Raw genomic sequence first — 12,618 nt, 5'->3', positions numbered from 1 at the left:
TCACATCGCCAATGAAGCAGAGGAATACGAACGGTTCGAGTTTGCCGATGGCATGAGCCTGAGCCGGATCCATCTGGACACATATGGTCGGGTTGTCCTAACGGGCACCGATGGGGCCGACTTCATCAAGGGCGGTGCCCTCTCCCTTGGCGATGGCAATGGCAAATTCACGGATGAGAACATTCTCGTCGGCGGAGCAGGCAACGACACGTTGGAAACCGGAGCGAGCGATCTGCTGGAATCACAGGATCTTTATGGCCAAAACGGTGACGATACCTATGTGATCGGATCTGACGCGGGGTCGGTTTTGATTACCAATGGCGCCGAGCAAGCGGAGGTAGGCACGGACACGGTCCGCTTCAAGGATCTGTCCTTGTCGGATTTGTCGATCTCTTATCAAACCTACCAGAATGCCAATGGAGAGATGCTGAAGTTCAGCTGGGCGGCAGACGGCGCGCGCCCGGAAGGCGTGTTGCAAATCGCCAACGAGGCCGATCAGATCGAACGGTTCGAGTTCGCCGACGGGACGGTACTAAGTCGAATCGAGCTTGATGAATGGGGCCGTGCGGTGCTGACAGGCACGTCGCAAGATGATCTGATTGTAGGAGGCGCCTTCAGTGCTTTAGCATCGGTAGAGGGCTTAAGCCTGGCCAATCGCCTTTATGGCGGTGATGGAAACGACACGCTGATCGCCGGGAAAAAGGACGGGACCAATGCGCATCATCAGATGCTTTACGGCCAGGCTGGCAACGACATCTACGTGATCGGGGCGGACACCGGCTTAACTTTCATCGACAATGGCGGAGAGCAATCCGGGTGGGGTACGGATACTGTCAGCTTCAAGGACCTGTCCTTGTCGGATCTGACGGTGACGAGCGCCCGCTGGGACGTCTATCAGGGCCATATTTTGCGATTGTCGTGGAGCGCAACTGCTAACCGTTCCGCAGGGCAACTTGATCTGTCTCATAGCGGTACCCACATCGAAAAATTCATTTTTTCCGACGGTCAGGTTGCGGCGTCAGACGTAATTCGTTCTCTGATCTACAACGTGGTTCCTGCCTCAAACGATGCCGACGTCCTAACAGGAACCGAGGCTGCAGATTACTTTGATGGTGGAAATGGCAACGACATCTTCGACTCTCATGCTGGTCACGATGCCCTCTTGGGCGGAGGCGGCAACGACACTCTAAATGCTGGAGGGGGAAACGATTACCTTGTTGGGGGCGCCGGTGACGATACTCTTATCGGCGACGCTGACCCTGGCGGTACCTATCAGTATGGCGCTGACTATCTGGTTGGTGGATCCGGCAATGATGTTCTTAAAGGTATGTCCGGTGGAGACGTGCTTCTGGGAGGGGCGGGTAACGACCGCCTGGAGGGTGGACACAGCAATGACAGGTACATCTTCCATGTAGGTGACGGCCAAGATACTTTACTCGAAGCTTCGGGTTCCGATACGATTGCATTTGCGCAAGGTTTGGATATCGACAATCTTCAGATGTATTACGCACATGGTGATCAATGGATCATAACGTTTGAGGGCGCCCAGGGAGATCAGATTACGATCGAGCAGTGGCTCTACGGGTACGCCACCCAAGTCGAATATCTTGAATTTGCCGATGGAACTCAGCTGAGGGTGGACTATCTCGCTGGAGGCAACAATTACGGTGCCGGCAACGATACCCATTTCGGCAGAAGCCAAAGCGATTACTTTGCAGGTGGCGCCGGGGACGATGTACTTCATGCAGCAGCAGGAAATGACATCGGCAATGGTGGCAGCGGAAATGACACGCTTTATGGCGAGGAGGGCAACGACCAGCTGGTGGGTGGTTCCGGCCATGACGTACTTGATGGTGGTCAAGACCAGGACACGTTGATGGGCGGTTTGGGCAACGACATCCTCACCGGCGGCTCCGGTGCGGACACCTTCGTCTTCAGGCAGGGCGAGGGCGATGATCGTGTGACCGACTTTACCGATGGCGAAGATCTGATCCGGATTGAAAGCGGCGCCTCGGCCTTTGCCGATCTGGTGCTCGAAGCCTCCGGACAGGATGCGCTGGTGAAGTTCGGCGGGACAACGATAACGCTGGAAGGTGTTCAGCTAACCGACCTTGATCAGGGGGATTTCCTGTTCAGCTAGGCCGTGGCAGCGCGGAGTGTGCTGCGGTTGCTTCTTGAGCGGCTGAAACAACGCAAAGGTTGGGCCACGTAACTCAGACGATCTCGACGGACAGGACCAAGCGGTTCTGTCCGTTGCTTTTGTCCGCCGCGAACGGGGTGCCAGGGATCGATCTGCTAAGCCGGGACCTCCGTGCACACGTCCCGGCAGGGGCTAGGTCTTCGCCAAACTCTTGGGTCAGGTTGGCGGTGCCGTCACCGAACCTCCGCTCGATGACGGGTTTCGGCGCCAGCCGTTGTGTCGTCTTGGGCACCGTCAGTCTTGGCTCACGGAAATCAGTCCCGGACTCTGTGGCCGGAGCCGCGACAGACAATGTGATCGAGCTGTCGTTGGCGCATTTTGCCGACATCAACGATGTCCTGATTCGGGCATCGGAAAATGCAGCTGAGCGCAGTGTCACAATCAACGTCGGCTTCGATGCGCCTCTTGTGGTTTTGGAAGATGTGGCTCTCATAGACTTTCACGCGGACGATTTCCGCTTCGTCTAGAACTTTGAACGAGCCTAAGTTTCGTGCCCTTTGCCAGGAATAGGCAGCGGGCACGCAATTTCGAATGCCGCTGCTCGAGCCGAGTGTAATTTTTTCGCTGATGACGTCGTCGCCAACAGTTGCTGTCAGAGCCCTTGAGAGTGGTGGTTCAATTCTTGACGACTGTAATTCGGAAGTCGACCGGTGTGTCTCAGCATTCCACTGCTCGGTACGAGTTGAATGCCTCGACCAATTGCAACTCACATCATTCTTTGTTTGCCGCATGTTTGGTCAATAGCCACTGTATTGGATGAGCTGGCCCGGTGATGCGAAGTCTCAACAAAACGCAGCAGCAACGGGCTGGCGGAATTACAAGCGTCGTATTGTTTTCTCGCTCTAGAACAGAGAGTTGAACAAAACGCCGCCTAATGCTGTTTACACCATAATTTCCATTTAATATTCAACAGCTTGAATTGCTTTCCCTGCACCTGTGGTTTGCCGCCTGGTGCAGGTGAAACCCGATGTGCAGACTGGGTTTGAGGAGAGGCTTGCACCGGTTCCTTTTATCTTGCCCTGCTGATCGAGATACTATTCAATCGTAATAATTCGCCCTTTTCTACTTCTTTTAGGCGATAACAATCAAGGTATCGCCAAGACGACACACTGTCAGCCATTAATTGCCAACACACATTGTGTTTACTGACGTCAGGCGGTCCATGCGCTACTTCGAGCTCAACGCTAAACCCGTTTCCAGAGGGTTTCGGCCGGCTGACGCTCTTCGTCAGATGATCAAAACAGGGCAGTCCAAGCGCTACGCGCGCTCTCATTACGATGTCCTCGCAACGGATTTCTGTAGCATGAATGATATCGGACATACCCCGTTTTGCGGCCCGCCAAGGCGTTCCGCGCGCGGAGATTGTCTATTCTCCATGGTTCATGCGTCAGGTTTAGCGACTTTAAGTTGTCACCAATCAGGCAGCGTTTGACGCTTGCACTGCGTCCGATATGGAACTTTGAACCGTCGAGCCAGGTGCGATGAAGGATCGAAGCGAGCATTCTGGCGACTGCAACAATGGTATTCATCATGCACGTCCGGTTGGCAACTCACAGGCCCTAAGCCTTCATAGAAGACCATCGCTTGACGTGCCGCAGATCGCTAATAGCCGCCTCGCAGAGCGCGGTTCTGAACCCTTATCTCCCTGTTTGGTAATGCCGCCTTCGCGATCGATTGTCCCCGACTGCCATCGCTGAGGCGTCAATCCGAAGTGTGCGCCGACGGTTCTGGGACGCGTAAACCTCAACGGATCATCCACGTCAGCCTGGAAGGAGAGGGCGCTACCTTGCAGCATACTCGCCTCATTTAGGCGACTGCCATTTCGTTAGCTTCTACTTCTAATGTTTGGCGAATAGCTCGACGATGTCCACATCAAGTGCTCTCGCGATACGGTCGAGAACCAATACAGATGGGTTTCTTTTGCCGGACTCAACACCACTCAAATATGTTTGATGGATCTCAGCTCTATGCGCGAGATTTTCCTGAGACAGACCTTTTCCCCGCCTGAGGTTCTGCAAATTTTTAGAGAGTCGTTCCCTGACATCCTTGATGTCATGGCTCGTCGAATGCTCTCAAATCGCCATAGACTACGAGTCATATTCGACTTGGAGTGGTGGGATGTGCATAGAGAGATGTAGCTCAGACGCTAGCAACCGGATTGCCGATTCCCCGCCGTGGTCAGAAACATTGACTGGCTACGACAGGGCACATTTTACCAGATACATGCAGCTTCTCAGCGCCGCAGCAGAAAATGTCAGCGAAGCGGAAATGGCTTACAGCATCCTTGGGATTGATCCGCTTAAGGAGCCAAATCGTGCAAGACTTGTGGTTAGAGGTTACCTTAAACGTGTGAATTGGCTGCTTGAAACTGGTTATAAGGAGTTGTTTTTCAATACACTCGCATGACTACGTTTTCGTATCGATGGTCGAACGATTGTCTCCTAAACAATCGACGACAAATGGCACTACTTCCAAGCATCGGTGTTGCAATTCGTGGCAGCTATTCGCCCGCAAAACGGACGTTTGATGGTTCATAGTGCGGTCCCGAATGCGGACGTTCGCGGCTATCAGGGCAATTGGAAGAACTGCGGACAAAGCGGTCATTGCCTTTCATAGAAAGAATGGCCGCTTCTGTGGTTATTGCGTAAGAGCGTAGCTGGTGAAACGCCATATTTGTTTTCATTTGCGCAGCTCGGTTCGGCAATGTGGAATCTGTGACTGATCAGCAGGTTGTCATTCATGATGTCCATAGTCGCTTGGCTGTCGCAAACCGCGCGCTTAACACAAAGATCATTCTTGATCGGCCGGGGCGCCATTACGACTTGCGTCGCAAACGCGTTTTGGACGCTTGGCTTGGCTTGAAGGTTGGTTACTTGAAGCGGTCGTAACTGAGCTGGCCTAGTACACGGAGTTGAGCCGCAAAAACCGCATGTTGAAACCCAAAACGGCACCGCAAATCGTATAGATCGATGCCCCTGCGTTCGCATCGAAACCCGCATTGCTAATGCTGTGCTACTTCAATTCGGTTGCATTCTCTTGCTCATTGATCGGGCTGGCCATCGCAGAACGCTACAGCCAGCCCGACTTTCTAAATCACAATGAAAATGATCCGTTGGTGTCAGCAGAACAGGTTGAACGCATCCAAAGTCGACAGATCGGTAACGCCGGTGAGGGTCAAGGTGTTGCCGGCACCAAAATCGACAACCGTGTTTCCATCCTCGACAGTCACATTGTTTTGCCAGGACTGCGCGGGATTGCCGCCTTCCCAGAGATTTCGATGGAGGAGCAACGTGTCTTCCCCTGCGGTGAAGTCGGTGATCGTGTCATTTCCTCCGGCAAAGAGGAATAGATCCGGGCCCTGGCCACCGGTCATCATGTCATCTCCGGCATCGCCGATCAGATAGTCTCGGCCGTCGCCGCCATCCAGAACGTCGTTCCCCCGGCCGCCGATCAGATAGTCGGCGCCACCGCCGCCATACAAAAGATCGTTGCCTGCGCCACCGTTCAGGAAATCGAAGCTGTCATTGCCTGTTACAGTATCGTTGCCTGCTCTCGCGAAAACCGCTGACCATGACCCGGTGGTGACCAGATCGTCGTCACCTGCTGTGCCATGTGCAAAGCCGGAAACAGACACGCTTTTGCTCGGCTCCGGCGTAGGGTCTGGTTCCGGCGTGGGTTCTGGTTCCGGCGTGGGATCCGGCACTGGTATAGGATCCGGCTCCGGCGTGGGGTCGGGCTCCGGTGTGGGCTCTGGTTCCGGTTGTGGGTCAGGTTCTGGTGTGGGGTCTGGCTGGGGTGTCGGCGTTGGATCTGGCACTGGCACCGGTGTCCCATCCGGTTCCACGGAACCCGATGTATCTCCATCGGTCACCGCAAAGTTCTGCGTTACAATGACCGCGTCGGAGCCCCGAAAGTTACCCCTTTCGATTCCGATCCCAATCTCCGTAAAATCGGGGTTGAGAATATTCGCACGGTGCCCCGGACTGTTCATCAATGTTTCGTGCAATTGACGGACGTCATCTTCGATGCCTTGCGAACCTCGTTCTGATTGCCAGGCAATGTTCTCGCCTGTCCGCCAGGTGCCTTCCAAGGGGTATCCACTGTCAGCTATTCGATCGGTTGCTGAAGAGCCACCTTCGCCGGTATGTGAGAAATTGCCTGAGCGCAGCATCCACTCACTGTGCTCTTCGCTGGATTCGTTGAGTAATATGTTCAGCCTTAGGGGCTGTAGACCGGCATTGGTCCTCTCTTCATTTATTAGTTCGAGCATCTGTCGCTCGAAGCTGCTTGCACGCGCCATACGATGACCTTTCTTGCTTCGTGGAACCCGACCCCTGTTGGGGCGCGTTCAAAAGTGAAAGGGATGCCAGGCAAAAGAGAGGTCAAACCTTGGTAACAATACGAAGGTTTGGTGCAGGCGCTGCACGAACATCTACTGTAAAGATGGAGCGTTAGGAGACGTCCCGGCAGGGTGGAAGAAATCGTGCTGGGCCAGAGATTCTGTATTCTGTGGAATCCGAAAATCAACCACTTACGGACATTCTCATTGCAGCCAACACCATTGACCGCATTGCTGTGAAGGCTCTAGCGTCCTCCGATGACGCCCGGACAATCTGTTCAAAATTGGGCCTTAATAAGAAGATGGACGATCAGAACAGCCGTTTTTTGAGCCTCATTTCTGATCGGCACGGCCCGACCGATATGTACACACGGTGCAGATATGTCCGATTGGCGAGAATCGTGTCCGGAGGCCGCCAGTCAGCAGTCGGCCCCCAACAGGTCGTTCTGAAATTGCAGTTCTGCGAGAAATTAGGCTTCGATCGCAGATCGGTGTAACAGACGGGGCAGGGCGGTTATTTACCGGCGCGAATGCGTCTCGGTACGCCTGGACGCCACTTGGACGCCAGTGAAACAGGTGGAAAATTATCCACAAGCTAAGTTATTGAGAAAACTGGTGCCGGCAGCAGGATTCGAACCCGCGACCCCGAGATTACAAATCACGTGCTCTACCAACTGAGCTATACCGGCGCCGGGAATGGCTTCTAGCAGATTGGGCGCGCTTGTCCATGCCTCTGGTGGAAAAAATCATTTTACAACACCGAAAATCTTTTAAGCCTCTAAAACACCAAGAGAAAACTCGTTGTCTCTGTGGATAATTCCATAGACCCGGGAAAATAATGTTCTAGCAACGGCAGACAGACGAGATGTTTGTCTGCAAAGTTGGATAATTGTCATAAATGCCAGTTATTGCTCAAAGGAATATTGATGTCGCTATCGAGAAGCATTGGTTTTTGGGCGAATGCCGCTCTTTTGATGACCGGATTTTTTCCGGAAGCCGAGGCTCATGACATCAAGAACTGCAAGTGCGAGGCGGCCTGCTATACCAAGGAAGTGAGTGACGTGTCCTGTTCAGGTGGAAAGGCGCGATTCTCTTCTCACGGATTGCCAAGTTCCGAAGAGCCCATGATGCGCGGGATTACCGCCACCAACCAGCAGTTTCCAAGCGTCCATAACTATGACTTCGAGATTGTTCTTGAACCGCGCCTGTCCGGACGGCCGACGAAAACAGAGGCCGGCCCCGTGGGGGTTGCCGTCAATGGCGTGCCGATATTCGATCCAAGCACGCAGGGGCCAGTCAACAGGGCCACCGGGAAGCGACCGAATGCTTTCGAAGCAGGGGAGCTTGATGTTTGCGGTGGACATGCGGGCCGGGGAGACGATTATCACTATCACACAGCCCCTCGCTGTCTGATCGAGGATCTCGGCAGGGATTGGGTGGATGTGGACAGGAAGCCGGTTGGCTATGCCATGGACGGGTTTCCGATTCTGGCTCTCGGCTGGTTTGATAAATCCAACGCCGTGGAGAGCCAACTTGATCCCTGTCGTGGCATGAAGGACGGCTCGGGCAACTATTTTTACAATGTCAAAACCACATCCGGATGGGATGTCCTGAATTGCCTGTCGGGCCGCCCGCAGCATTTTGCGCGAGACCATTGGGAGCACCGCAAGGACCGGACTGGCAAGGAAATCACCGGCATTCCGATCCATTTTGCGATCAAGGACAGTACCCGCAAATCCTATGGCCGCGAGGTTTGCCATGTCATGAGCGGCATGTTGCAGGGGGAGCAGGTGCTTCAAAGCAATGGCCGGGCGCGGCGCGTTCAGGCAGAGGAGGGGGCGCTCTTTTACTGCAACAAGGCATGCTACGGACTGTTTTTTGAAGCCGATAAAAGCCGGGCATTCCGTGGACGCGCAATTTATTACGATTACATTACCTCCGGTTGTCCCGGAGGTTTTAACGTGTCTGGACTGAAGACCTTCCCGGCTTACGAAGGGCCTGCTCAAACCCGGAAAGGGCCTCCCGGAACGGGACGGTAAACCGGAACGCTGGAGGAACCGGACGGCGATGTCCAATGCACACCGTATCTGCCTGATTTTCTTTTTGCAGCCAATCGCACTGGGGGCCTGGCTGCCGCATATTCCCGGCGTCCAGGTGAAACTAGGCCTGACCAACAGCGAACTTGCAATTGCGCTTGTCGGTGCTCCGATCGGCACGCTTTTAACTTTGATTGTTGCCGGGCGCCTGGCGCACTGGGTTGGCGCCCGTCGTATAACGTTGATTTTCTATCCGGTTTTCCTGATCGCAATGCTTTTCCCGTTTCTTTCGGCAACACAGTGGAGCCTGATGGTGGCACTGGCTTGTGTCGGCAGTTCCATGTCGATCCTCGAGCTTGGTTTGAATGTTCTGGCTGATGAATACGAAACCGGAACCGGCGGGAAGATCATGAGCAAGGCTCACGGGTTCTGGAGTTTTGGCCTTCTTTCAGGAACACTGATCGGCTCCGCGGTCGCAGGCTTTGGTCTCGAACCGTTGCTGGCGGGTCTTTCGATTGCAGTCGTTGTGCAGCTTGTTGTGCTGCCGTCCATCCTGCGACTGCAGCTTCATTCGGTAGCCGAGACTGCTGCAAAGCCACGTGGATTTCGGTTGCCACACCCGATTCTGCTGGGTGTGTGTGTGTTCACCTTCGGCACAACCCTCGTGGAGGGAGCAATTGCTGATTGGGCGGCGGTTTTTCTGCGTGACACCTTTGCGGCTAACCCGGGCCTTGCCGGGTTGGGTATCTCTGTTTTCTCGTTGTGTCTGGCATCCACGAGACTGATGGGAGACCGACTGCGCCAAATTGCGGCGCCAGGTCATTTGGGGCAGGGGCTTGCTGCTATCGGGTTGATAGGTGTGGGGCTTATCTGGTTGTCCTCAAGCGTGCCAATGGCCCTTCTGGGATTGGGGGTGCTGGGGGTCGGTGCTGCGCTTGCATTTCCGCTTGGTGTCACGGCTGCATCGGCTGCGCCAGGTACCAGTGCAGCGTCCAATGTGGCCGTCCTGTCCTTTGTTGCCCTTCTGGGGTTTCTGGCAGGTCCCTTGACGATCGGAGCGATTGCCGATGCGTTTGACATGCGTGTCGGGCTCATGGTTCTGGCACCAATGCTCGGGCTTAGCCTGCTGCTTGCACCTTTTCTTACAATCGCGGCCAAAGCGCGAAAGGCAACAGGCCGCGTCGCGGAGGAACAAGTCAAAGACCCGAATTTCGTTTAATGGGTCAGTTCAAAGACCCATCTTCATCCGCGCCACATAAAGCGACAGAACGGCAGCGTTTGAGACATTGAGCGAACGAATTTCACCGGGCATGTCGAGCCGAGCAGTGAGGCCGCAGGATTCCCGTACACCCTGGCGTACGCCTTTGCCTTCCGAGCCGAGGACCAGCACAGTCTTATCGGTAAAGGCCGTGTCTTCCAGGCTGGATGGTCCGTCACTATCAAGCGCGATACAGCCAAAGCCTTGATCCTTCATGTCCTTAACGAAACGGGCCATGTTCTTCACGCGCACGTGCTTGATCATATCGAGCGCGCCGGAAGCCGATTTTGCCAGAACGGACCCTTCTTCAGGTGCATGCCGCTCGGTCGTCACCACCGCATCCGCATCGAGTGCCACAGCAGAGCGGAGAATCGCACCGACATTATGCGGGTCGGTGACCTGATCGAGCGCAAGCACCAGCCGTGCGCCTTTCAGATGCTCAACCCCATATGCGGGCAGGGGATCTGCTTCCAAAATCATCCCCTGGTGCACTGCGTCCTTCGTCACCATGCGGTCGAGCGCTTTCGGCATCGTCGGTTCGACCGGTACATCGATGGTGACGCCGCGTTCGGCTAGCCGTCGCTGCGCGTTTTCCGTGGCAAAGAGTTTCAGCCGTTTGCGATCCTTGTTCGCAAAGGCGGCTTCCACAGTGTGCAGACCATAGAGAAGGACCGGACCTTCCGGGGGGAGGCCGGGGCGGCGGGGTGCCGGTTTGCCGGATCCTTTGCGAAAAGGCCTTGCCCCCTGGCCGGAATGGAAACGGGGGCGGTTTGATTTGTTGCTGTCCGTCATGTCGCATGCTCTAGCGGCAAATGTACTTCATGGAAAGAGGAAAGGGCTGCGCGAGCACCATGGGCGACTTCAGGACGGCTTCATGATCATGCAGCTGACGGTTCCGTGCGCAATTAATTTGCCGTTGGCGTCCTTGAGGTCACCTTCAGAGGTTGCCAGACGTGAGCCGCGGTGCACGATCCGGCCTTCGCAGATGACTTCGCCACTGGTCGGCAGCAATGGACGGACCATGTTCACGGTGAGCGAAGTCGTCGTATAGAACTCGCCGGGTTTCAGCGTCGTATGCACCGCGCAGGAGAGCGCCGTGTCGATCAGTGTCGAAATCCAGCCGCCATGAACCGTGCCAAGCGGGTTCAGGAATTCCTTGGCCGGCAGGCCAGTGAAGACGGCCCGGCCTTCGGTAAAGTCCTTCATGCGGATATTGGAATGCACCATGATGGGGGGCGCAGGTAATTCGCCTGCCATCATGCGCTCGAAAATGTCGAGACCCGTCATTTCGTGAAAGGCCTTCTTGGGCAGGGCGCCGAGCGTGTGGGTCTTGCCGTTTTCAGTGATGGTGTCAGGGTTGCTCATAAAGAACGGTCCTTAGTGGAAAGCATCTGTTTCAGGGTTTGGCTTTGCTTGGGGCACTGCCGGCGTTTGTTTCCCGGTCTTCAAGAATATGAACGGCCTTGCGCAGGGACGACATCTGGGCGCGGATCGCATTGGCTCCCTCGGGACCGAGGAGCGTGTCGAGTTCGTCCTGTGCCCTTTGCCAGGTCCGGTGCAGTTCGATCACCATTTCCTCGCCCGCCGGTGTCAGGACGGGAAGGACCTTTTTACTGCCGGTCTTTTGACGTGTGATCAGACCGGCGGTCTCGAGCGGCTTCAGATTGCGTGCCAGCGTTGAACGGTCGATCCCGAGATAGCGTGCGATGTCGGAGGCAGAGGACGCCGATCCGTCTGCGACCACTGCAAGCAGTTGTGCCTGTGTGAGTTCCAGGCCGACTGTCGACAAATGCCGATTGTAGTGCCGGGTAAGCAGATTCGCGGTTCTTCGCGCGGCATGGCCGAGGCAGGTCCGGCCCATTTCAACAAAGTCGATATCGTCAAGGGAAGAAGTCATTTGTTGTAGGTACAACAAAATTGGATTCCCGGCAACACACTTCAGTTACCGGCGCCGATTTCACCGAGAAAATAGACTGCTGAATCAAGCCACTCTCGGAGCAGCTCCCGTTTAACCTTGTTTGGGCAGTTGTCCACAGGTCTGCGCCTGAAACGGGTGAGGGGCGATAAAATCCAGGGAATCCGTGACATTCGACACTTGGCCGGGCACTCTTTCTGCAACTGTAGCCGAGTTAATCTCGAGCGTTCGGAGCACCAGTTTCGGGCGTCTCGTTGATTTTGTTCATTTCTTTGTAAAATCAGCGTTGACACAGAAGGTCCGCATCTGCATAACACGCGCCACGGGATTGCTCGCCCCTTCAAGGCGGGCTCTTCGGTAAGCCATCCTGATCGCTTCGGCGTGAAGCAGGACGAGATGGAGGAGTGCCCGAGTGGCTAAAGGGGACGGACTGTAAATCCGTTGGCTATGCCTACGTTGGTTCGAATCCAACCTCCTCCACCATCGTTCCTGGTTCCTCGTTGTGCGGGTGTAGCTCAATGGTAGAGCAGCAGCCTTCCAAGCTGACGACGAGGGTTCGATTCCCTTCACCCGCTCCATCATGGGTGCTGATCGGAGTGTCCGGGACGGAAGGCTCTTTCGCCCGGAAATCCTGAGAAAAGTTCTACGGTACGCAATTCGTCGCTCGCGGATCTGTCCAAGGCGCGGAGGGCGTCCCGCTCGAGCCTGTATCGACCGAACCGAGTATTGGACAGAGAGCGACGCCGATGGCGAAGGAAAAGTTTGAGCGCAATAAGCCGCACGTTAACATTGGCACGATTGGCCATGTTGACCACGGCAAGACGACGCTGACCGCTGCAATCACCATGACGCTGGCAGAAGCTGGCGGTG

Annotated in this window: 12 protein-coding genes and 3 tRNA genes; 8 read left to right on the top strand and 7 right to left on the bottom strand. The window is 55.2% G+C overall.

Features of this window, described 5'->3' with window-relative positions; all coding sequences use genetic code 11:
* Together K5905_RS13850 and K5905_RS13845 are read left to right on the top strand one after the other, a co-directional pair.
* Positions 1-2,140: calcium-binding protein (locus K5905_RS13850; protein ID WP_297584831.1), on the top strand; the 2,140-nt coding region annotated here is incomplete at its 5' end.
* Positions 2,141-2,391: 251 nt separating this feature from the next.
* Positions 2,392-2,667 (top strand): hypothetical protein, encoded by a 276-nt coding sequence (locus tag K5905_RS13845; protein ID WP_297584828.1) that lies wholly within the window; start codon positions 2,392-2,394, stop codon positions 2,665-2,667.
* 1,100 nt (positions 2,668-3,767) lie between these two features.
* Here the strand turns inward: K5905_RS13845 and K5905_RS31600 are convergent.
* The gene (locus K5905_RS31600; protein ID WP_367186965.1) at positions 3,768-3,995 is read right to left on the bottom strand and encodes a transposase; all 228 of its coding nucleotides are present in this window, start codon (positions 3,993-3,995) and stop codon (positions 3,768-3,770) included.
* A gap of 43 nt (positions 3,996-4,038) precedes the next feature.
* Positions 4,039-4,218 carry a helix-turn-helix transcriptional regulator gene (locus K5905_RS13840; RefSeq protein ID WP_297584826.1) on the bottom strand — a complete coding sequence of 60 codons (180 nt, stop codon included), beginning with the start codon at positions 4,216-4,218 and terminating at the stop codon, positions 4,039-4,041.
* 169 nt (positions 4,219-4,387) lie between these two features.
* Between K5905_RS13840 and K5905_RS13835 the strand changes: the two genes are divergently transcribed.
* Positions 4,388-4,606: a hypothetical protein gene (locus K5905_RS13835; RefSeq protein WP_367186964.1), complete on the top strand. Its 219-nt coding sequence runs from the start codon at positions 4,388-4,390 to the stop codon at positions 4,604-4,606.
* Positions 4,607-5,318: 712 nt separating this feature from the next.
* Here the strand turns inward: K5905_RS13835 and K5905_RS13830 are convergent.
* Positions 5,319-6,470, bottom strand: a complete 1,152-nt coding sequence (locus K5905_RS13830; protein WP_297584824.1) for a CAP domain-containing protein — start codon at positions 6,468-6,470, stop codon at positions 5,319-5,321.
* 682 nt (positions 6,471-7,152) lie between these two features.
* Positions 7,153-7,228 (bottom strand) — tRNA-Thr (locus tag K5905_RS13825).
* A gap of 237 nt (positions 7,229-7,465) precedes the next feature.
* Here K5905_RS13825 and K5905_RS13820 point away from each other — a divergent pair.
* Positions 7,466-8,578 (top strand): YHYH protein, encoded by a 1,113-nt coding sequence (locus K5905_RS13820; protein ID WP_297584821.1) that lies wholly within the window; start codon positions 7,466-7,468, stop codon positions 8,576-8,578.
* 28 nt (positions 8,579-8,606) lie between these two features.
* The gene (locus K5905_RS13815; protein WP_297584819.1) at positions 8,607-9,794 is read left to right on the top strand and encodes an MFS transporter; all 1,188 of its coding nucleotides are present in this window, start codon (positions 8,607-8,609) and stop codon (positions 9,792-9,794) included.
* Positions 9,795-9,803: 9 nt separating this feature from the next.
* On the opposite strand, the gene K5905_RS13810 is transcribed toward K5905_RS13815, so the two are convergent.
* From K5905_RS13810 to K5905_RS13800, 3 genes are all read right to left on the bottom strand, one after another.
* The gene (locus K5905_RS13810; RefSeq protein ID WP_297584817.1) at positions 9,804-10,625 is read right to left on the bottom strand and encodes an RNA methyltransferase; all 822 of its coding nucleotides are present in this window, start codon (positions 10,623-10,625) and stop codon (positions 9,804-9,806) included.
* Positions 10,626-10,694: 69 nt separating this feature from the next.
* Positions 10,695-11,198 carry a PaaI family thioesterase gene (locus K5905_RS13805; protein WP_297584815.1) on the bottom strand — a complete coding sequence of 168 codons (504 nt, stop codon included), beginning with the start codon at positions 11,196-11,198 and terminating at the stop codon, positions 10,695-10,697.
* 31 nt (positions 11,199-11,229) lie between these two features.
* Positions 11,230-11,730 carry a MarR family winged helix-turn-helix transcriptional regulator gene (locus tag K5905_RS13800; RefSeq protein ID WP_297584813.1) on the bottom strand — a complete coding sequence of 167 codons (501 nt, stop codon included), beginning with the start codon at positions 11,728-11,730 and terminating at the stop codon, positions 11,230-11,232.
* A gap of 416 nt (positions 11,731-12,146) precedes the next feature.
* On the opposite strand from K5905_RS13800, the gene K5905_RS13795 reads away from it, so the two are divergent.
* From K5905_RS13795 to K5905_RS13785, 3 genes are all read left to right on the top strand, one after another.
* A tRNA-Tyr gene (locus K5905_RS13795) sits at positions 12,147-12,231 on the top strand.
* 21 nt (positions 12,232-12,252) lie between these two features.
* Positions 12,253-12,326, top strand: a tRNA-Gly gene (locus K5905_RS13790).
* A 168-nt stretch (positions 12,327-12,494) separates the two neighbouring features.
* The coding region (locus K5905_RS13785) for a GTP-binding protein (protein ID WP_235987997.1) at positions 12,495-12,618 on the top strand (124 nt) is incomplete at its 3' end.

It is taken from the genome of Roseibium sp. (assembly GCF_025698965.1).
Classification (GTDB): domain Bacteria; phylum Pseudomonadota; class Alphaproteobacteria; order Rhizobiales; family Stappiaceae; genus Roseibium.
Note: the sequence above shows the minus strand (reverse complement) of the source record. Positions and strands in the feature narration are given on the sequence as shown.